Source organism: Anaerocolumna sp. AGMB13025, assembly GCF_029689925.1.
Classification (GTDB): domain Bacteria; phylum Bacillota; class Clostridia; order Lachnospirales; family Lachnospiraceae; genus Anaerocolumna.
In genome coordinates, this window is the sequence record NZ_CP121445.1 from 2558636 (window position 1) to 2580835 (window position 22200).

The following is a 22200-nucleotide window of genomic DNA, read 5'->3' on the forward strand; positions in this document are numbered from 1 at the left end:
AGCATTATAATAATGCTGCCACTCAATAAGTCTTTAACGCAGACCTGCGACCTCAATGTTTGCTGTTAACAATTTTTATGAGGTTACTCCTCAGCTCTTTTCCGGATTCATATTGATGTCAAGCTTTCACCAGGTCTTGACTCGCTGTTTCAAGGGATTAATCCGTACTTCTCTGACTCAACGTAGTTTCGTTATATGTTTTATAGTTTATAACATATTTTAGTATATGAAGTCAATCATTTTCTTATTAAGCTTTAAATATTTAATTTACATTGCCATAAGAGTTTATAAAAAGAATAAAAATTCTCATAATGAGACAAAGAACTCCTATTACAGGTAAAAGAAGTGCTTATATCTGCTTAATGATTTTTGTATAACGAGTAAAAAGCTTTTAATTATGGTGTTGGTTTCTAAAGTCAATATACTTATTATTCATATAGATTTATATAATAAATGAAAAATTTATTTTGTACCATTTAAGATTGATTAGGCAGTAGGTTAGCAAGCATTTAATCAGTCTTTATAGATTTCTGGCTGTAAGGCTTTAAGCATGCGTATGCAATCAATATATCCTTGAATATAAGCCATGGTACTGTATTCAGCATTCAGATGATCTCGTTTGTCTATCAAATTATCAATTATTGATTTTTGTTCTTTGGTCAAATCTGCTATCATGTTGATAAATGCGTATTCTGCTATATCTTCCTTTTGCGCGAGTTCCTTGTAAGTGATGCTTTGATTTAAAGATTCGTCGAGAGTTGATTGTAATAGATTTGCTGCGTTTTTGATTAAAAGATTCATAAAATTGATTTGTCCCATATTGACTCCTTTTTTATTGATATACAACAGTAATCTTATTGTTCTATATTGATTATAACTTATTTATATTATTAGTTGACATCTAGTGAATGTCCGGATAAATATATTTGCAGATAAAGTTGGTTGAAATCATCAGAATCGTAAGGAAAAATGAAAATAGTATTTGTTTTACAAGAAAAATAGTATACATAGTTTGGGGTATCAATTGAAAAATGGAATTATATGGTTGACTATTTTTCTCAGTGATGCTAGTCTAGTAGGAAGAATCTAATTTTAATAAAGTATATGGATTCAGACTTAATATCATAGAGTGGGGTGTTTATTATGCAAAATGATTACTTAAATAATTACTACAGCAATTACAACGAGGAAGGAAGGTTATTAAGCAGACATGGCTCCGTAGAATTTCTGACAACGACTAACTATATAGACAGATATCTGAAACCGGGAATGAAAATCCTTGAAGTAGGCGCGGCCACGGGGCGATATTCCCTTCATTATGCAGCGAAGGGTTACGAAGTTGAAGCGGTAGAATTAATTGATCATAATATTGAGTGTTTTAAAGGAAATATAACCAGCGATATGAAGGTCAGTATCCGTCAGGGAAATGCCTGTGACTTGTCATTCTATCAGGATAACAGCTTTGATATTACCTTAATACTTGGACCGTTATATCATCTATACACGTTAGAGGATAAGAAAAAAGCAGTAGCAGAAGCAGTCCGGGTAACGAAGCCTGGCGGAATTATCTTTGCGGCATTTATCATGAATGACGGAGTAATCCTTAGTTGGGGATTGGCAGCCGGTAATCTGGCTAAGGGTATCAAAGAGGGAATAGTAACCGATCAGTTCCATTGCGTTGGTACTCCGGAAATGCTGTTTGAGATGAGTACAGTCTCAGAGATTAAGGAATTAATGGGGAATTTCGAGTTGGATTCGCTACATATTGCCGCATCGGACGGAATGACAAATCATTTTCGGGAAGCAATTGATAACGCTGAGGAAGAATTATTTGAGGCATGGTTAAACTATCATTTTTACACTTGTGAACGGGAAGATTTAATTGGTTTTAGTAATCACAGCTTGTATGTTGGACGGAAACGGAAGTAGTAAATTACCAGAAAGGTTGTTGCTATCAAGAAAATATCAAGAAACAAATCAGATAAAGAAAGGAGTAGCCAGTATGAATAAGTTAAATAAATACATCCCGGAAATAAACCGGATCGAGTTCACAGTAACCTATGCCTGTTCCAGTAAGTGCAGGCATTGCTCTGTTGGTACGGTAAAGCCATCTGAGGCAATAAAAGGAGATATTGCAGCTAAAGTAATTAGGGATATCTCAAGCCAATTTAAAGTGAATTCGGTCATGACCTTTGGCGGAGAACCGTTATTATATCCGGATACCGTTTGTAGTATCCACAAAACAGCCTCAGAATGCAGTATTCCAGAAAGGCAGGTTATTACCAACGGGTATTTCTCCAAGAAGGAAAGCAGACTCACTGAGGTAGCAGGACAGTTAATCGAGTGCGGTGTGAATAATATCCTGTTATCCGTGGATGCCTTTCATAGTGAATTTGTTCCCCTAAATCTGCAATATGCTTTTGCCAAAGCGCTTAGTAATCGAGAGTTTCGGCACTTAAAACTTCATCCCGCATGGGTGATAAACAGGGAAACCCATAATGAATACAATAATCGTACCGAAGAATGTCTTGCTTATTTTGCAGACTTAAAGTTACCGGTTTCTGGCGGTAACAATATTTCCCCCTCCGGTAATGCGAAACTTTATTTGTCTGAATACTATCCCCAAACAGATATAGACCTGGATTTTCGATGCGGACAGGCAAAGTATACCTCAAGACTGGATGAAGTAAAGGGAATCTCCATCAATCCCAATGGCGATGTGATTATATGTGCCTTTCCGATTGGAAATATATATAAGAATAACATACTTGATCTTATTGCGGGCTATAATCCTTACCAGAATCCGGTTATGTCAGTATTAGCTCAAAAAGGTATTCGCGGACTCCTTGCATTAGCGAAGGAACAGGGGATAGCAGTGGAGGTCTCGGATTATTATTCACCCTGCGATATTTGCCGTGGTATTGCGCAGAAATTAAGGGATGTTATCAATTAACGGATAATTTATTATACTTAAACGTGAGGTACTAAAAATCAAATAGCATATGAAAGACCTAGTTATTATATAAGAGAATAAAGATTATCTACAAATAAAACAGCCGATTATTGGCTGTTTTATTTGTTGTTGAATTATCTGTAATATGTCAATGGTTTCAAAATTTAGCTCTATTCTATATTTCGGATGTTATATAGAGCAAAAGTAAAAAATGAGTTTATTCCTTTATTTACTTACAGAATTTTATTTAATATTGGAATCCTCCTAATTATAAAATTGCATAAGAGAAAGGATACAGGCAGCCCGATGATACAAGCAGTTAAAAATTTTAGAATCGGATGCATATGTACATAAAACAGGATAAGTGACAATGTAATTATGATTGGTCCATGGAACATATAAACCGTAAAGGAACTACCTGACATGGTTTTTATTAACTTTGACTGTTTATTGCACTTTTCTTTAAATACTCCAATCAGTCCGATAGACATGGCAACAGCGGTGAAGGATTCCCAGACAGCATAGGCAGCACTTTGCCAGTTTAGACCGCCCTTGTATAGATCAAAACCTTCATTTAAAGCACCGCCGGTTATCATTAACACCACCCAGCACAGAATTCCTGGTACGAAAGCTGCAAACAGCCATTTGCGGCCGGTAGCAAAAGAAATCTTTGAGAACCAGTCATATCGTCCAGCTTCAATGCCCAGGGTAAATAGTACTATATACTGTGAAAAAAAGCATAACTGCATATTGATTATACTGGTATCAATTGGCTGGACTAACCTGATTAGGTAAGCACACAGGGAGATTAAAGCTATTATACCAATGACAGCCTTGAGTGGAGGTAAATTCTTTTCTTTTGGAATTCGTCTGCTTTTGGTAAGACTACGGTACAATACATAAAAACAATTGAATAGTAATAGAGCAAAGGCAAACCAAAGAGGACCGCTTGAACCAATAAAGTCAAGCCTGATGATATAATGAAAGTAGTAATCAAAAAATAACGGCCTATCCCATGTTTTTCCAAGGAGAACATACATAATAAATGGATGAAGGACCAATGTATAGAGTAATACCGGAATACCTAACCGGATAAGCCGGTTATGAAGGAACTGCTTTGCTCCTTTTTTATCATAGGATTTTGGAATAAAGTAACCGGATAGAAGAAATAAGACTCCCATGAAATATGCCTGGGTAAATGATTGAAACAAACCGAAAAACACAATGGATTCAGCTCCAAGTTCAGTTGTATCCATAAGATACCAGCTTCCGATACCACTGTAAGTTACTGCAAGATGAACCATAACTACAAAAATGATCATTAACAGTCTCAGATTATCGATATATAAATATCTGGATTTTTGATTGTGCTGCAGCATTGGTAACCCCCTGATAAGATTTTACTAAATAGTAGTATGGTAAATTATAGCATATATAGAAAGAGCTGTATATGAGTATATAGAGATATGAAATAATAAAATTAATTTTATAGCCCGAAAAGTACCGGACCAGTTATTAATTTTAATATAAATTACAAAATTTTTACATTAGCCTGCCATAAATAATCAAATAAAAGTAGTATATTATTTACGTAACAGTTGTTTTCGGAGGCTGTCTGGAAATATAATATCATGAATTGTTTGCATTCTTTCAAAATAACAGATATAATTACAAAATATGATGTATGGGATAATAATTCGCAGAGAAAGGAAATATGAGATGGAGAGAAAAATAATGTTCTTTGATATAGATGGAACAATATTGGCGGAAGATACGCGTATCATTCCCGATAGTACCGTAAAGGCAATCAAGGCAGCAAGAGCAAAAGGACATCTGGCTTTTATCAATACCGGCAGGACCTATTTTAATATCGAAAAAGAAATACGGGATATCGGTTTTGACGGTTTTGTATGTGGCTGCGGGACCTACATCAATATTGATAATCAGGTACTTGTGGCAGTTACGATAGAAGAGGCAACCTGTAAGACAATAATCGAATTATTACGAAAACACAATATGGATGCAGTGTTAGAAGGTCTGGAAGATGTATATTTTGATTCCAAGGAAATCATATCGGATGACATGAAAATGATCCAGGACCATTTTCATAAAAGAGGATATGGTCTTATGAAAAATTGGGACCATAAGGGACTTCTATTTGATAAAATATTTGCAAAAGCGAATCCGAATACGGATATGAATCAGTTTAAAACAGAATTAGGAGATGGATTTGACTATATTGACCGTGGTGAAGATCTTTATGAGATCGTACCCAGTGGTTATTCCAAAGCCAGCGGAATCAAGCAGGTTCTGGAACATTATCATTTGTCTCTTGAAAACACCTATGTATTTGGTGACAGCTCCAATGATCTTCCCATGTTTCGTTATGCACCGAACAGTATCGCTATGGGGAACAGTGATGCATGTATACTAAACATAGCAAGTTTTGTAACGAAAGATATTCATGAGGATGGCATTGCTTATGCGATGCAGCATTTTCAGATTATATAGATTGATGTTGGCGGGATGGACATATGTTGGCAGTAATGAAATGAAATTATTTTCTAATTTGTGAAAAAAATTCAAAAAAGCTGTTGACAAAATGCCCGTCCTATATTATACTATCACTTGTCGCTGACACATACACGACAAACCAAAACAACAAATTACATACGCGCGAGTGGCTCAGTGGTGGAGTATCGCCTTGCCAAGGCGAGGGTCGCGGGTTCGAATCCCGTCTCGCGCTTAATAGAAAAAAGGATTCTTCGTTAGAAGAGTCCTTTTTTCTATTCAAATATCAGACAAGAATCAAACTCATACGAAAATAGACTTAAGGAGAATGCGCCAGCATTCTCCGGCGGCTTTGCAGAGCAATGCCGCTGCGAGGAGTCGCGGGTTCGAATCCCGTCTCGCGCTTACGAAATCCCTTGATTTTCAAGGGATTTTTTGTTGCACTGATATGTGCACTAGTTATTCTTGTCCTTTTTATCCTTCTTTTTCAGAGCCTTATTCATAATGTCCAGGTTCTCTTTTTCCGTATTGGGATTGTAAATATAGCTTAAAGTAGTCCTTTCATCGACCTGCTGTTAGATAGGCTCCTTTTTTCAGATTATTTGCTATGCAAGTGTTAAGATGAGTAAGTGATGTATCAATGTTTTTGTTCCCGTAGTCTTTCAGCGTTCTGAAATTGTGCTGATACGGAAGCCTCATCTTGGATTTAATATAACCTTGATGTCTTACAGAGCACACGTTTGCCATAAAAATTTCCTCCTTTAAATATTTGTTAATCCGGTACATTCATAAAAATGATTGACGAATTTAAAAAGGAGCACTTTTTTACGTTTTTTCAAAAAATAATTTTCAGTTCTTATAATTCAGATTATCTGTATTAATTAACTCACTAGGGCAGTTTGACAACTGCCCGGCTCGCTCTCCGAGGGGTCTGCGACGCTTTTGCAGCATCCATTTTTTTAAGCATAACTAGTATGGCATCACTATTATTTAGTTGCTTACTATGACTACTCAAAAGAATTAATTTTATTTTTACACAAAGGAAAGTATACACAATTTTAAGAAGTGTAGAAGATACACATTTATATAAGGTGTACATGGATTATTGGAATTTTATTTATTTATTTTATTAAATATGGTATTATGATTCAATAATTTACATGTTAAGATTAGAATTTGTGAAGGTGGTATTATGGTATGTTTGAATAAAATAATAAATGTAATTAAAGTACGGAGTGTTTATATAATACAGAACAAAACTGTGCATGAATAGTTGCTAATAAAGAATTTCAATAATATATACTTTAGTTGAAAGGAGGGGATAATATGGATTTGTTAATGAAAATGAATACGGCTCTTGACTATATTGAAAGTAATCTAACTGAGGATATTGATTTTACAATAGTAGCCCAAAAGGCTTGCTGTTCTTCATATAATTTTCAACGTATGTTTTCTTTTATTACAGATGTGCCATTAGCTGAATATATACGTAGAAGACGCTTAACGCAAGCGGCAATAGAATTACAAAATTCTAATAATAAAGTAATTGATGTAGCATTGAAGTATGGATATGACTCGCCAGTTTCGTTTTCCAGAGCGTTTGTAAATATTCATGGTATTACACCTAATGAAGCTAAACAATCAGGCGTAGAATTGAAAGCATATCCAAAAATCTCCTTTCAAATTTCAATTAAAGGAGAGAAAGAAATGAAATACAGAATTGAAACAAAAGAAGCTTTTAATATTTTTGGAATTGAAACAGTTGCATCTTTATCAGGAGAAGATGGTTTTATGAGCCCTGCCGAATTATGGCAACAGTCCCATCAAAATGGTGATTACGAAGGACTATTCAACGCATCAGGCAATTTACCTAAATTTGTTTCACAAGATTTATGTAAAATCCATGGTGCTGAAAATTACCGGAAAACAGAAGGAAATACATTCCCATATATGTTATGTTCATTTGTTTCGGACACCTCAAAAACAGATGGCTATAAAATCCAACATATACCCGCACAGACATATGCCATATTTCCATCAGAAAAATTTAAGTGGGATGAAGATTTTGCGGAGATTTTGAGAAATCTACAAAAAAGATTCTATTCAGAATGGCTACCTACTGCTAATTACGAAAGGGTTGCTGGTGCGAATTTTGAGATTTATGGTGGTGATAGAGAACATGGTTATATTGAATTATGGTTTCCTGTTAAGCAAATTAACACCACAAAATGAACATAATTAGAAGTTTAAATTCATCAGTGTAGAAATTACACTTTCCGTCCATATAATTGACTTCACTAATCAAGAAACGTATAATAAAGATAAAACAGAATTTAATTCTATACACATTAGAGGAGGATGGATTAATGAAATATAAACGTTTACTTAAGCTCCATGCGATTCTGTAATAGGCAAATACGTGTGGAGCGTATATATAGATTTGCCAATTCATTGAATAGTACAGAATCCGCATTCTAAAGAATTATTAGAATAAGGAGCAAGTACCGAATGAAATATATAAATGCATTGAATGTTATTCCTGATGAGTTATTGTTTGAAATTCGAAAATACATCCCTGAAGGCTTTCTATACATTCCAGGAAGAGACAAGAGAAAAGATTGGGGAAGCATCTCCGGTCAAAAAATGGAATTGACTATTAGAAACAGAGCAATCTTTATGAATTTTCAAGACGGGAAAACAGTTGTTCAACTTTCAAAAGAGCATTATTTGTCTGAAAGTTCGATTTATCGAATACTTAAAAATTTTAAGTAATACTTGAATAGGGCATTTACAAAATTGAGTTACCTTACCACGGATATTCTCAATTTTGTGAAAGCCCTTTTTTATTGTAATTTATTTAAAAAGATTGTAATAATCTATATTCAGATTTTTATGATAGAATGGTATTAGCAATAACAATTAATAGAGCTGAATAAAAGAATAGGGGGAACAAATATGTTTCAAATAAGATACTTAGAGGAAAAAGATAAAGAATTTTGGTATACGCTCGACAGACACTTGCCAGAGATAGAATTTTCAAAAAAAGTTTCTGATAAAAGAGGATATGTTATTCTAGATGAAGAGAATCCAATTGGGATATTACGCTTTAATATGTTCTGGGATAATACACCTTTCTTAACTTTAATTTATATTGATTTTTCTTATCACAAACATGGATATGGTCGGAAAGCTATGGAGTTCTGGGAAGATGAAATGGCTAAGCAAGGTTATAAAATGATTATGACATCAACACAAGTTGATGAAAATGCACAACATTTTTATCGAAAGCTTGGTTATAAAGACTGCGGTTGCCTGGTACTTGACATACCAGGTTTTGAACAGCCACTTGAAATGTTCATGGCAAAAGCCCTTTAGAATAACAAAATTTGGATATGGTAATATAAGGAGAGAAAACTATATGGACTTTAAAAATTATAAAATACTGCCATCTGATGTGAAAGAACAAATCAAAAGTGTAACGGGAGGTAAATAGCAGTATGGGTAATGATGATTATGATATTATTAGAGCTTGTGCAGTTGGTGATATTGAGTATGTGAGAAAACATTTGGAGCAAGGTATAAATCCTAATAGTGTGTATAAATATGGATGGACTCCATTAATTTGTGCAGTAGAAAATGAGCAAAAGGAGATTGTTGAATTATTGCTAAAAAGTGGTGCTGATGTAAATTTCCAACCTGTAGGCGGTTGGACTGCATTACATCAAGCAGTGGACGTATCTATAGATGGAACAATTCAAAACAGGGGGAAGCAAGGTGATGAACCTATAGAAATGATTAAGTATTTATTGGATAATGGTGCAGATATTACTCTAAAAAATGGCGATGGAAGAACGCCACTAGATATAGCAAAAATTTATAATTCACAGAAGGTGATTATGTTCTTGATTAATTATAAAAATAATGATTAACTTAAATGAGTACCCAAATGGGAACGGAAGATTATTTATATTAGGAATTGTTGTTTATTTTAAATACCGGACAACAATGAGCATTTTAAGACATGACTTTCTCTCCGTGATTATTGTAACATTGACGTAAGGAGGTAGATAAACTGTGGACTGGATAACAAGCCTATCGAAAGCGATACATTATATTGAAAATAACCTAACCAATGAAATAAGTATTGACGATGTATCAAATAAAGCGTTTTCTTCAAATTCAAATTTTCAACGTATTTTTCATTTGGTGACGGGTATGACGATTGGCGATTATATTCGCAACAGACGTTTAAGCTTGGCAGGGCAAGAATTATTGCATGGAAAAAGCAAAATCATTGATGTTGCAATGCGCTATCAATACGATACGCAAGAGAGTTTCTCAAAGGCTTTCATAAGGTTTCACGGCATATCCCCTTCAAGGGTGCGAAAACAAGGCGGTAGATTAAAACTCTTTCAACCGCTGACTATCAATGTAACTATTAAAGGAGGATTTGACATGTCACGTAAACTGATTGACAACATACCTATTCATCAATTACAGTACCCTGACAAAGGGCAGAATTATGTTTTTAACGGCTGCATGAAATTTTTAATGGAGTGCTTGGGTGAGGACGAACAGTATGATTATTGGTTCTTCTCCGCTGTTTCGGGCGATTGCTATGTGCAGGTGTACGGAACAGATAAGAACAAATGGCAGGTTTGTTTCTCACACACAAAGTTTGATTACGAGTTAATAAAACGAGTCTTTGACGCAATCGGCTATCATTTTTCATATATGGATGCCGAAGAGTGGACGAAAGACAAGGAAAAATGCAGAACTAAAATCATGGAGTATATCGATAAAGGTATCCCTGTCCTTGGTAAAGGCTTTTACCATACGCCGTTTTCAGGCGGTGAACCGTGGCCGACCGAAGAAGTATCTGTAGTTATCGGTTACGAAAATGATGGTGAGTGTTTTTATCGTTTGCCGGAAGAAGCCACAAACCTTATGCCCTTTACATTGGACGATGGCTTGCCTTATGTATTTGTATTTATCGAGGGAAAGAAAGACGTGTTTCCGGCGATTTCGGAATCATATAAGAAAGCGTTAATGGACGCACCTCGATTGATAAGGACGCTGCCTAACAAAAGCAACGATGTGTTTTTCGGCAATGATGCTTTTGAGAAGTGGGCGGATATGCTGGAAAGTGATTTTTACCAAATGTCAAAAAAAGACTTTGAAGCATCAAACAGTATTGCGAGCTGGCGGTATTATTGTGTCTATATCTGCGTCATAGCCACAAACATTTATTCCAAACGACATACAACCGACCGTGCTATACAAATGAATCCAGAATTAGCTGGCATCAAACCGCTGCTTGATCAGGAATACAGGACGTTGGATATATTAGAAAACCAGTTAAAAGAAGTAGGCGGCGAATTTAACATAAGCTACGAAGTTTTACAGGATGCTGCGAAACGTAAAGAAATTGCTTGTATTATGAGGCAGTTTTCTAAAGTGTATTTACGGATATGCGACATTATTGAGAATTATAAAGACAATTAAACTGTCTTATGAATTGTCTTCCACCTCAGTATAACCATTAAGCAATGTAGATGTGTGATACGCAATCTTTTAATACAACGAAGTATAACACCGCTATAAATTCCAAATTCTCAACATGGTTACCTTGCAAGCAATACGTAATTAAGATATTTAAAAAAGATGAAAATTGGGTAGAGACAAATCGTACCAATTTATCTATAATGAGATTATATAAAGACAGGTGGCAAAGCTACTTTATGCGACGATGAAGGTTCCTTTACTTACTACCTGCCGTTTGAATCGTTATTATAGAGATTGAATGAGTTTGGAATGGTCGATTATTTAAATTTTAATTGGAGGTATGGTGGAGGTATGGTATGAGAAGATAAGATAGAGAAGTAACCGATATTGAGGGAATTGAAGAAATTATTAAAAGTTGTAAGACTTGTCATGTTGCGATGGTAGATGATGGTATGCCATATGTTGTACCCCTGAGCTTTGGATACGAAATAATTAATGGTGTACTGACATTGTATTTTCATAGTGCGAAAGAAGGAAGAAAAATAGATATATTACATAAGAATAGTTCGGTTTGCTTCGAAATGTGTTGTGAAGGTGAACCAATTAACGCCAAAAAGACACCATGCAATTCCGGTTATTATTTCTCAAGTGTTCTTGGAAATGGTAAGATTGAATTTAGTACTGATACAAATGAAAAAATTAAAGCACTTACACTATTAATGAAACATCAAGCGGGTATTGATGTTATATTTAATGAAAAACAGGTGGATACCGTATGTGTATATAAAGTTGTGACTAATGACTTTACCGGAAAGAAAAAATCACGTCCTGTTGAATAAATCGTTATTAATGTTTAAATCCAGATGATTGCCTAATGTATGTGGAACCAGTTGTGGAGCCGATATTTCATGAAGATTTATGAGGGTATCGCTGAATCAAATCATCGCTAGATGCGGCAGCAGAGGCAAGAGAAAGTTGTTGGAGATGTAACTATGTAATCGAGCTAGGTGTAAAGGAGTTAATATAATGGATTATGTTAAAGAAAATAGTATAATATGGGATAAGAGGGCAGATAACAATGATATTTGGTCTGTTCCAGTTTCAAGTGAAATTATTCAACTGGCTAAAAACGGAATCTGGAGTATTGTATTAACTCCTAACAAAACGGTTCCACTTGATTGGTTTCCTGTTGAAATTAAATCAAAAAAAGTATTATGTTTAGCAAGCGGAGGTGGACAGCAAGGACCTGTCATGGCAGCATTAGGTGCTCAAGTAACTGTATTTGACAATAGTCTTAAGCAATTAGAAAAAGATGAGTATGTCGCTAAAAGGGATGGACTTAATCTTAAAACCATTCAAGGTGACATGAAAGATTTATCAGCATTTGAAGATGAATATTTTGATTTTATTATTCACCCTTGGTTCAATAGTTATGTTGATACTGTTTTACCTGTTTGGAATGAATGCGCAAGGGTCTTGAAAAAGAATGGAATATTAATTGCCGGATTTGGAAATCCGATTGAATACATTTTTGATTTAGGCGAATTAGAGAAAGGAAATTTAGTTGTTAAACACAAAATTCCTTATTCTGATTTGGAACATCTGGATGGCGAGGCCGTAGCTTCACTGTGCAAAGAAGTAGGCGTTACTTTTGGACATACCTTAACTGACCAAATTCAAGGACAAATTAACGCAGGATTTGCTATTATTGGTTTTTATGAAGATACTGGTGGAACGGCATTGGATAAATTCATATATTCATCAATTGCTACAAAGGCTATAAAACTATAACAGTAGTTGAATTAGTAATATTCGTTTATATCACATTTATTTTTTTGAATTGTCCTCTGATTAAATTTCACAACTCATATCAAGACTTTTTTTGCTTACTTATAGTATTCTACTTATGAACGGAGGCGATCAATCTTGTATGAATGGAATGAAGCAATACAAAAAATGATTTATTGGCTGGAAGATAATTTGACTGATAATCCATCACTTCTTGACATGTCGGAGCAGATTGGGTACTCACCATATTATTGTTCAGCCAAGTTTCATGAAATAGTAGGTATGACAATTAAGAGCTATATTGCGGGACGCAGACTTGCAAAAGCCACACTTGATATTCGCGATACACATGAGCGGATTCTTGATATAGCAATTAAGAACGGCTATTCCTCACAAGAAGCTCTGACGAGAGCTTTTGTAAATGCCTATGGATGTACACCAGCAGTATATAGAAGAAAGCCTATACCCATTGCACTTTCAAACTTACAGGTTGTTTTACTTCCCGAACATTATTATAAAGGAGAGAAAACAGTGAATAAAACATGCTTAAGAAATGCAGAAGTACGCATGGAATATCTTCCGGCACATAAGTATATTGGTATATGGAGTGATGAGGCAAATGGCTATGGTGATTTTTGGAACAAACATAATTGTGATGAGGTGTGTGGTATTATTGAGAGTATGAGACATATCTCAGATCCGGTTATTGGTTGTCATATGGCGGGATGGCATTATATTAATGGAGCTCGTAAGTATTTTTATGGTTTTGGTGTATCGCATGACTATGATGGGGATATTCCTCAGGGTTTTGCTATTAAAGAATTCCCTGCAAGCTATTATTTAGTTTTTTTTCACCCATCCTTCGATTATTTAAAAGATAACGGTGAGGTAATGAATCAGGTAGAGAACCTTGCATGGAATTATGATATCGAGGCTGAAAGCTTTAATAATCAGAAATATTTATGGAACGAAGAAGTTTGTCAAGATTACCAACGTCATTATCCTGAAGTCCTCGGATATGAGGTATTGCGACCAGTTAAAAGAAAATAAAGTAAAATTACAAACCTATTCAAGTAAAAATTGCTTTTATAGAAAAGACAAACTTGCACATATATTTAAATGTGTGCAAGTTTGTGTGCAGATAAATAACAGAAGCCGCAAACCTCCTATTTATCAGTATTCTTGTATGCGGGGGGATTTGTTCGAATCCCGTCTCGCGCTTATTTGAAAAGTATTGCTAATCCTTATTTATTAGGTTTCTGGCGATTTTTCATTTTGGAGTTTTGAGTACCCATGAGTAGGTCAATTCCGTCCATCTCTGAAAGAGCATTTACGATTTGTCTTTAGGTCTTCTGTTTCCCCTAGTTATGTATCTTACCACTGAATATTATCTTGGGTTTTGCCCTTATTAAATATATAATTTATGCACTTGTAGGTTGCTAAAGTGAACTTATAAGTTGGTAGATGTTAATTGATGGATTTATTATATTGATATTTAGCAACTACATTATAATAATATTTCTATGGAGGTACATAATGAAAAAAATAATTCTAACATCAGCCGGCTTTGAAAACAAAAAAATTGAGCAAAAGTTTCTTGATATGGTTAATAAACCAGCAAACGAAATAAAGGCAATATGGATACCAACCGCAGCTATTGATGATGATGCAAAAGCTGTATTACCAAAGTGTATGGATGATTTACTAAATACTGGTATATCACCTTGGAACATAGAGACCTATAATCTTGACCACATAATGCGACATGAAGAAATGACCACTTTTGATGCAGTTTATGTCTGTGGCGGCAATAGCAGATATCTTCTTGACAAAATGTATGAAGTAAAATTTGAAAGTGTGTTGAAGAAGTTTATTAATCAGGGTGGAGTATATATTGGTGTAAGTGCTGGAAGTTGCATATGCGTTAATGGATTCGAAGATAATCTTGGGTTTTTACCATGCACACTAAGCGTACACAGTATGGAAGGTAACATATCCGGGGACATAGACATTAATGATTGTTCACACATTAATCTTACAAATAATCAAGCAATTATCATAGAAGATGAAGAATGCTATATCCTTGAATGATAATAATTTATTTAAAAGCAAAAGGTTGGTATAGAAATGAAACTATCTGAAAAAATACAAATATTAAGAAAAAAGTACGGTTATTCACAAGAATATATGGCGGAAATTTGTAATGTTAGTAGACAATGTATATCGAAATGGGAAATGGATATAGCATTACCAAATGTTGATAAGCTTTTGATACTGAGTAAAATTTTTCAGGTCTCTATAGATGTTTTACTAAAAGATGATTTGATAATTGGCGGCGCACAGGAGATTCATATATGTGGAAACAATGCTATTCTTAATGAAAAAGCAGGTTTATATGAAGGTATCCTTATTAAAGAAAGTATTGAAAATGATATGGTACTTGATTATCTTACTATCAACAAAGTAGAAATATGGAAAACACAAGGAAATCCAAAATACTGGACAGTAATATATTTTACATCGACAAACAGAGATTTTCCAAATTTGATATCAAAGGTAATGATTTCAGATGAGACAAAAGGTGGAAATTGGTTTGTTGATTTTAAGTCTGGTAATATAAAATTTATTGTCTTCCGTGATAAGATTTTAAAGTACGCTATCGGGAATAGTATTGAAAAGCAAGATGTTTACGAAGAATGCAAGAAGATGGGTATTCCCTATGAGCAAATGCAATGGGCAGAATAATTAGAAATTCATTTCCTACTAAATATGTTGAAAGTTAGGCGAACCACCTACAGAAATAAGTTAGATGTAATGCAAGATGTATCATTAATGGAATTTGTTGTAAGATAATTGAAAAAATGTTATAATAACTAAGAAACTTGCATTTACCAAGAGTTTTATCGTAGGTAAGTTAAAAATAATATAGTAATTTGAAATATTAAAGAATGGAAAGATAGATATAATGACCCATGATGAAATACTAAGTTTGATAAAAATAACAACCCCTCATATAGAAATATTTTAAAGCTAGATATGTGCCTTATGGAACTCAAAAGGGTTATCTTGAAGGTGTTCATGGTAGGTTTTTCGAATCTTCAATATATGATGATAGTCTAAATCGTGAGAGCGTGCAGGAGTACGAAAAGACTTTTTACTAGGGAGTGGTCTGCTCATGGTGTGCATATATAAAGAATTGCTTGGAGGATTTTAGTGTGGATAGTTTAATTTTCAGCGGAGAAGAGGCTGCGAACTACTTAGATGTGTTTTTACATAAACTAACAGATTCAGGAGTTGATATTAATAATAAAGTGGACTTTAAAAAAGCTATCTTCAAATTATTTAATATTGAATTATACAATATGCCTGATTTAGATAAGGAAGACTACATTTTAGCATCAAACCATGTAAGTGATTTTGATGCAGTAATATTAGGATTATTGCATGACAATATAAAAATATTATCTAAGAAAGAATGGGTAGATAACGATAAACTTATGTCCTTTGTATTAAATTTTTACGATTTACTCGGTGTAGATAGAAATTCCTCTGGAGATATGACAAAAGCATTAATCATTTTATCTAAATACTTAAAAAATATAACATCTCCAAAACATGTCCTTATATTTCCGCAAGGCACTATTTCAGATATTAATAATAACAGTATAGATAGAATCTATAACGGTATATTTAGTTTATCATATTTGACCCAAACAAAAATATTGCCCATATTCTTAGAACAACCATCAATGACTAATAAAACCCGGATCGTATTTGGCAGAGAATTATTAATAAATAATAAAGAAGACCATAGAAGTGAATGGATAGAGGAGTTGAAAATGTTACAGAAAACATTAGATCCACCTCCTAGAACGCCCCAATTATCATATAAACATTTAAATAATAATAAAATAGGAGAACCCTTCTTTTAGGTTTTGGATAAGGGAGAAAACCATTTCACGCTTCTTAATGTTTTTTAAATACATTAATAACTTGGAGGAAATACATTGAAAATTGAATTCATACCTGCTTATCTAAAACTTGAAGATTACATTCAAGAAGAATTTCATAATCCTGAAACTTGGGAAAAAACCATGGTGGAACCTTATTGGAGTTTAATATCACAGTGGTCAACTTTACCGGAGGATTATAAGAAACCTATATGTCATCTTAATAAAAATGAAGCAATACAACAGTTAGAATTATTAAAAAGGGTAGACTGGGATAAGGTTATGGAATCATTTAATATGATTTGTGATGCCTTGCCAAAGGATGATGATGACATGATGTATGTTGCAATCTATCCATCAAATACCAGAGAATGGTTAAGGAAATTCATATTTTGCTTTTGTGATTTATTATTCAGTTATCACCATATGGATTTATTGCTAGGAGAAGTTACTGTGATGATAAAAATATTATCTTTTCATTCGTACTTTTAATTGTAAATTTAAGTGCTTGGGAAAGTAAAAAGCAGGTTCCCGAAGCATGCTTAATTTAATTCGTCGGAAGTCCTTATATTAAAAGGCATAGGTAGCCCTGTCAAAAATGGTGCTATAACTGAAACAAGTTAATTGGATAATGGGGAGGGTTAGCGTGAAAAAAATATTCATCATTATATTTATTAGTATATTGTTACTAGTTATTTCGGGTTATATAATAAAAGGTCTGCCTAAGAACGAGACTCATTCTATTAAAGCCGCAACATCTGAACTGAGATTGTTGCCATCTGACAATCTGGTCGAGAGTTTCCTTGGCAAAAACAAAAATTTTAAATCTGAATACGAGAAAGATGACTGCTTTAATATAACTCCAGATTTTATTACAAATAATTCTCAGTTTACCATTTTTAAGTACAATAGTTCAACGGCCTCATTTCTTATGTTTGATAATGAAATATACATATTGGGTGAATATTTTGGAGGTTATGGTGTAACAAGTATGGCTCTAGCAGATTTGGATGAGGACAATCAATATGAATTTTATTTTACCTTCTCCTGGGGATCGGGAATACATCGTTCACAAGCCGGATATTATAATCCAGCTTCTAAAAAAGTAGTAATATTTGATTATTCGTATAATGATAAGGAACTGATGTTAACAACTAATAAAGCCGGAGGTTTATTAGTGAATGAAGCTACTATAGATAATGGCGGTTCTTTTGTTGATTTTACTATAAAACCAACAAAATTAATAGGAAGTATTAGTTTGGAAAAAGAAACAATAACTTTAAATGTTGCAGATAATGAACATAAATAAGTAAAATTCAATGTTATCAAAAATTTATATACTAGATAATAAATCGTGACTTCTATCTGCAAGTATGTCAACAGATAAGTAATAGAAGTCTTAATCTGTTATTTGATTCCTATCACTAGTAAGTAGAAAGGTGTTTAATAAATATATGGACATCGAATTAAAAAAGCTAAGTATTACCGATGGCGTAGACATTTATAAAATGTTACAAGAAATTCCGAATAATGAAAATGGCTATATTAATTCCGTTAATGGCATGAAGTTCGAGGAATTTAAAGAATGGCTAATAAAAGATGATAATTTGTCAAAATCCACCGAACTAATCGATGGATGGAAGGTTCCAAGTAGTACATATTGGCTTTATATTGATGGAAGACCTGTTGGAGTAGGAAAAATCAGACATTTCCTTACCGAAAAATTAAAAGAAGAGGGTGGTCATATTGGATATGCGATTCGTCCAAGTGAACGAAATAAAGGATTTGGGAGAATACTCCTTAAAGCATTGATATGTGAAGCTTCTTTAATAGGGATTCCTAAAGTATTATTAACGATTAGAAAAGATAATATCTACTCATTTAAGGTTGCTATGGCTTGTGGCGGGGGAGTAGAAAACATAACGGATATCCGATACTTTATTTGGATTAATTGTAACCAGAAATAAAATAACGTTACTTAATTATACGTATTGCAGGTTAACTTAAAGTTTAGACCGCTTCCTGTTTTTTATATGGTTTCTGCTATTGGTAGTAGCTATAATTAGATTATCAACGTTGAATAAAAAATTAAGGAGCGGTTATGTTAGATACAAAAAAAGTAGGAGTTAAAATTGTTACTTTACGAAAGAGTATAGGTTTGCAGCAGGAAAAACTTGCAGAAATGCTGAATATTTCCCCGCAAGCGATCAGTAAGTGGGAAAACGGTCATACCTTGCCAGATACGACCTTATTACCGAAATTAGCGCAAATATTCAGGTGCACAATTGATGATATTATAATGCCGGCTTATTCCTTTGATGAAAAAATAGAGGCGGAAAAACCAACACTTTTGGATCAGCAGGCAGAATATATTGCTAAATATGTGATACAAAAAATGGATGGGGAAAATATATCAAAAGAGAAAAAAGGACCAGGGTTAGATAACGATATCATTATTAACTCCGTGTATAATGTTTTCCCAAACATAGGATATTGTACCGTTACCAAAAGTAAACCCGTTAAAAAGGATGGAAATTCTATCATAAGTATTACCGTATCGGCTTCTCAAAAAGAAATAAAACTGGTTGAAAAAATTTATGGTAAGAATGATAAAGAACTGTATGGATTAAACTTTATTAAAGAGTATACCAGGGCAGTTCCGCTAATATATCATATTGATTTAGATGAAAAAATTGTACTTATGGATGACCTATCAAATGATTATATTCAAGGCTATGAATTTGATGAAAATAATGAAAACGGTGAAATAATAAGGCAAAACTATAATGCTATTTTATACTCGACAGCAAAGTTTCACTCCGTTTTTTGGGAAAACACTGTTGCTTTTGAAAAAATTGGACTTGATTGGAGAGTTAAATCAAACGAGAATATCCTTTCCCATATTAGCTGCCTGGAAAAAGATTATAAAAAATATCAAAGTAATGAGGAATCAGGGAAAATCCCAAAAGTATGGATGAATTTCGAAAATAATCCTGAACCTGAAAAACTGAATTATTTTAAAGAGGCTCTTCAGTATTTAAGAAATGAATACCCAAAACTCATCGAAACAAGATTTAATTCTGGAAAGAACATAACAATTGTTCACGGGGATCTTCACCCTGGACAAGTTCTAATGGCAAAAACCAAGGATAGAACCATAAAATTCATTGGCCTTCAAGCATTACGAACGGGATTGTGTACCGAGGATTTAGCAATGCTCTTAGCCCTTCATATAGAATCAGATAAAAGCAGTGCTAAACCGTTGCTCGATTATTATTATAAATGTCTTTGTGAGCAAGTTAAGGACTATTCGTATGAGGAATTGATCAATGATTACAAACTTTCTATCGTTGAGTGTATGTTTTTCACAATAAGGTTAATAAATAGTGGAATCTACGATTTTAATATGAGAGACAAAGCCATAAAGGCCTACGAGACATTTGTATTATCGGATTAATAGAAATAAACAGATCATAACACCTTATTATAGTATTTGAAGTCAAGAAAACTGCTTAACTAAATGATAAAATAATTGTGTTGCCGGCAGCAATTTGATTCTTTCGTGAGGTGAATGTATATGAACAGTGATATGTTGGAAATGGTATTAGCCTATATTGATGAGCACATTTATGAAAAAATAAATTTATGTGTTTTAGCTGGATTAGCAGGTTATAGTCCTTTCTATTTTAGCAAGCTATTTTCTTACGCAATGGGAATGCCAGTTACGGGTTATATTCGGATTCGTAAATTGCAGTATGCGATTGTTTCCTTACTGGAAGGGCGTAAAGTACTTGATGTTGCAGTATTATATGCATTTGACTCACATGAAGGATTTACACGCGCTTTTACACAACTCTTTGGTTCAACACCAAGTACTGTTAGGAAACATCTCACTTCTTACACAGTGCCTGGGTATGCTGTACCAGATACTATAAGGAGGTCAAATATGGAAGCAATAAATTCACTGCAACACAATATGCACCAACTGGTTTTTGAGTTTCTTGAACAATCAATTGAAGAGGCCAGGAATGGATTTTGTACTAACATAGAAATTAAGCTTTTGCCAGAGAACAGAATAAGAATTCGTGATAATGGAAGAGGACTACCTTTGTCAGAAGATTTATATGCCAGTAAAGCGGTATTGGACTGGAAGGCCGATTACTAACGTTGAGTATAGTCAAATGGGCGACCTAATGCAAGCGGATCTACAGACGGTTAATTCACTATGCGAAGCCTTGCAGATTACAGTAGCGAGGGAGGGGAAGACTTTTAGGCAAGACTATATTCGAGGTATTCCTCAGCACGAACTATATATTACTGATTTAGATGGTTTTAGGGGTACGGAGATAATTCTAAAACCTGACACATCAATATTTGGGGAGGATGGTTTTTCTTGTGAAATACTGAAGGAGTGGGTAGGGAATCACAAAGAATGGAATCACATACTCAAGTTATTCCCAATTTAAAATGAAAACGCTTATGAAAAACGCTTAAAAAATGAAAAATGCTTATTAAATGAAAACCGATTCGATTCAGATTTATTCACCCATTATGCATTAATAACATAGCGTGAAGTTTATGAAAACAGACATGATAACCGATTACTCGAAAGTTTATGAGTAACCATTATCATGTCTGTTTTCAAGAAAGAGAATTCAAATTCCGTTTCGTACTTAACAAATTTGAGAGAAGCCTTTATGTTAACTCCGCGGTTTGATAACTGAAAAAATGTAATTAGAATCACAATAACCGTTTGCTTAATATTTTTAGACAAACTACAATGAACAAACTGCTATGAACTAAACATATGAACTAACTGATATTGGAATATGTTGGCATATCCGAAAGAGAATGATATAATGGAGCAAGTAGTTGAGACAAGTATTTCGTGTGGAGGTATATGGATGAATGTTTTATTGATAAACTGCAGCCCTGTCAAAAATGGTGCTACAGCCGAAATAATAAATGTAGTAAACTCAATATTGGGAACTAAATATAATCTTAGAAGTATTTGTATTGATGATTATGCAATAAAATTCTGCAAAGGGTGCAGGATATGCCATAAAACAGCAAAATGTATACAAAACGATAATGTTCTGGATGTTATCGAGGAATATATCTGGGCTGACAATATTATTACGGTGGCGCCTTCTTATTGGGCTGATATACCAGGACAGTTTAAAGCATTTATAGACAGATGTACACCTTGGTGCAATACCCATGAACCCCATGCAACAATCGGACAAGGGAAAAAGGGATATAGTATTGCATTGCGAACAGGACCAAGTATGAGGGAATGTAATAGAATTATCGAGAGTATAGAACACTTTTATGGGCACATGGAAATTATGCCTATTGATAGGTTGGGACTCTGCTCTGTCGAGTATAAAGCTGATGTTGAAAGCAAGAGAAACGAAATAGAAGAGTTTTGCAATAAAATTATGATTGGTTAGAATTTGACTTAGGTAATGTGCAGCATCAAGCATAAAAAGT

General features: G+C 34.0%; 22 protein-coding genes, 1 tRNA gene and 1 other annotated feature (1 of these 24 running past the window's edge). Of the genes, 21 read left to right on the forward strand and 2 right to left on the reverse strand.

Translation table 11 applies throughout. The annotated features are described in order from the left end of the window. Positions 1-190, reverse strand: a binding site (T-box leader); it reaches 36 nt to the left of the window's first position. 323 nt (positions 191-513) lie between these two features. Beyond that, complete coding sequence (locus QA584_RS10385; RefSeq protein ID WP_278274448.1) at positions 514-819, reverse strand: hypothetical protein; 306 nt, start codon at positions 817-819, stop codon at positions 514-516. A gap of 324 nt (positions 820-1143) precedes the next feature. Here QA584_RS10385 and QA584_RS10390 point away from each other — a divergent pair, with 324 nt between their 5' ends. Continuing rightward, positions 1144-1929: a class I SAM-dependent methyltransferase gene (locus tag QA584_RS10390; RefSeq protein ID WP_331487886.1), complete on the forward strand. Its 786-nt coding sequence runs from the start codon at positions 1144-1146 to the stop codon at positions 1927-1929. A gap of 73 nt (positions 1930-2002) precedes the next feature. Beyond that, a complete protein-coding gene (locus QA584_RS10395) occupies positions 2003-2953 on the forward strand; it encodes a radical SAM protein (protein WP_278274449.1) in 951 nt (316 codons plus the stop codon). A gap of 233 nt (positions 2954-3186) precedes the next feature. On the opposite strand, the gene QA584_RS10400 is transcribed toward QA584_RS10395, so the two are convergent. Then, positions 3187-4332 carry an acyltransferase family protein gene (locus tag QA584_RS10400; RefSeq protein WP_278274450.1) on the reverse strand — a complete coding sequence of 382 codons (1146 nt, stop codon included), beginning with the start codon at positions 4330-4332 and terminating at the stop codon, positions 3187-3189. Positions 4333-4672: 340 nt separating this feature from the next. Between QA584_RS10400 and QA584_RS10405 the strand changes: the two genes are divergently transcribed. The 19 genes from QA584_RS10405 (at position 4673) to QA584_RS10495 (ending at position 22160) form a co-directional block, all read left to right on the forward strand. After that, positions 4673-5464, forward strand: coding sequence for a Cof-type HAD-IIB family hydrolase (locus tag QA584_RS10405; protein WP_278274451.1), 792 nt, complete (start codon positions 4673-4675; stop codon positions 5462-5464). A 163-nt stretch (positions 5465-5627) separates the two neighbouring features. Beyond that, positions 5628-5699, forward strand: a tRNA-Gly gene (locus QA584_RS10410). A gap of 1091 nt (positions 5700-6790) precedes the next feature. After that, entirely contained in the window at positions 6791-7696 is a 906-nt protein-coding gene (locus QA584_RS10415) for an AraC family transcriptional regulator (protein WP_278274452.1), read from the forward strand. A gap of 276 nt (positions 7697-7972) precedes the next feature. Continuing rightward, positions 7973-8236 (forward strand): CD3324 family protein, encoded by a 264-nt coding sequence (locus QA584_RS10420; RefSeq protein ID WP_278274453.1) that lies wholly within the window; start codon positions 7973-7975, stop codon positions 8234-8236. 183 nt (positions 8237-8419) lie between these two features. Further along, positions 8420-8839, forward strand: coding sequence for a GNAT family N-acetyltransferase (locus tag QA584_RS10425; RefSeq protein WP_278274454.1), 420 nt, complete (start codon positions 8420-8422; stop codon positions 8837-8839). A 122-nt stretch (positions 8840-8961) separates the two neighbouring features. After that, entirely contained in the window at positions 8962-9393 is a 432-nt protein-coding gene (locus QA584_RS10430) for an ankyrin repeat domain-containing protein (protein WP_278274455.1), read from the forward strand. Positions 9394-9538: 145 nt separating this feature from the next. Continuing rightward, a complete protein-coding gene (locus QA584_RS10435) occupies positions 9539-10969 on the forward strand; it encodes a helix-turn-helix transcriptional regulator (RefSeq protein WP_278274456.1) in 1431 nt (476 codons plus the stop codon). Positions 10970-11421: 452 nt separating this feature from the next. Beyond that, on the forward strand, positions 11422-11808 hold the full coding sequence (locus tag QA584_RS10440; protein WP_278274457.1) for a pyridoxamine 5'-phosphate oxidase family protein: 387 nt from the start codon (positions 11422-11424) through the stop codon (positions 11806-11808). Positions 11809-11995: 187 nt separating this feature from the next. Next, positions 11996-12760 carry a class I SAM-dependent methyltransferase gene (locus tag QA584_RS10445; RefSeq protein WP_278274458.1) on the forward strand — a complete coding sequence of 255 codons (765 nt, stop codon included), beginning with the start codon at positions 11996-11998 and terminating at the stop codon, positions 12758-12760. A gap of 135 nt (positions 12761-12895) precedes the next feature. Continuing rightward, a complete protein-coding gene (locus tag QA584_RS10450; protein WP_278274459.1) occupies positions 12896-13807 on the forward strand; it encodes a helix-turn-helix domain-containing protein in 912 nt (303 codons plus the stop codon). A 486-nt stretch (positions 13808-14293) separates the two neighbouring features. Further along, positions 14294-14848: a Type 1 glutamine amidotransferase-like domain-containing protein gene (locus tag QA584_RS10455; RefSeq protein WP_278274460.1), complete on the forward strand. Its 555-nt coding sequence runs from the start codon at positions 14294-14296 to the stop codon at positions 14846-14848. A gap of 36 nt (positions 14849-14884) precedes the next feature. After that, on the forward strand, positions 14885-15502 hold the full coding sequence (locus tag QA584_RS10460; protein WP_278274461.1) for a helix-turn-helix transcriptional regulator: 618 nt from the start codon (positions 14885-14887) through the stop codon (positions 15500-15502). A gap of 470 nt (positions 15503-15972) precedes the next feature. Further along, positions 15973-16689 carry a lysophospholipid acyltransferase family protein gene (locus QA584_RS10465; protein WP_278274462.1) on the forward strand — a complete coding sequence of 239 codons (717 nt, stop codon included), beginning with the start codon at positions 15973-15975 and terminating at the stop codon, positions 16687-16689. A gap of 75 nt (positions 16690-16764) precedes the next feature. Next, positions 16765-17199 (forward strand): hypothetical protein, encoded by a 435-nt coding sequence (locus tag QA584_RS10470; RefSeq protein WP_278274463.1) that lies wholly within the window; start codon positions 16765-16767, stop codon positions 17197-17199. 154 nt (positions 17200-17353) lie between these two features. Next, positions 17354-18016 (forward strand): hypothetical protein, encoded by a 663-nt coding sequence (locus QA584_RS10475; RefSeq protein ID WP_278274464.1) that lies wholly within the window; start codon positions 17354-17356, stop codon positions 18014-18016. 145 nt (positions 18017-18161) lie between these two features. Continuing rightward, positions 18162-18674, forward strand: a complete 513-nt coding sequence (locus tag QA584_RS10480) for a GNAT family N-acetyltransferase (protein ID WP_278274465.1) — start codon at positions 18162-18164, stop codon at positions 18672-18674. 134 nt (positions 18675-18808) lie between these two features. Further along, complete coding sequence (locus tag QA584_RS10485) at positions 18809-20164, forward strand: helix-turn-helix domain-containing protein (protein ID WP_278274466.1); 1356 nt, start codon at positions 18809-18811, stop codon at positions 20162-20164. Between the two features lie 120 nt (positions 20165-20284). After that, on the forward strand, positions 20285-20872 hold the full coding sequence (locus tag QA584_RS10490) for a helix-turn-helix domain-containing protein (RefSeq protein WP_278274467.1): 588 nt from the start codon (positions 20285-20287) through the stop codon (positions 20870-20872). A gap of 739 nt (positions 20873-21611) precedes the next feature. Continuing rightward, positions 21612-22160 (forward strand): flavodoxin family protein, encoded by a 549-nt coding sequence (locus QA584_RS10495; protein WP_278274468.1) that lies wholly within the window; start codon positions 21612-21614, stop codon positions 22158-22160. Positions 22161-22200 lie beyond the last annotated feature (40 nt).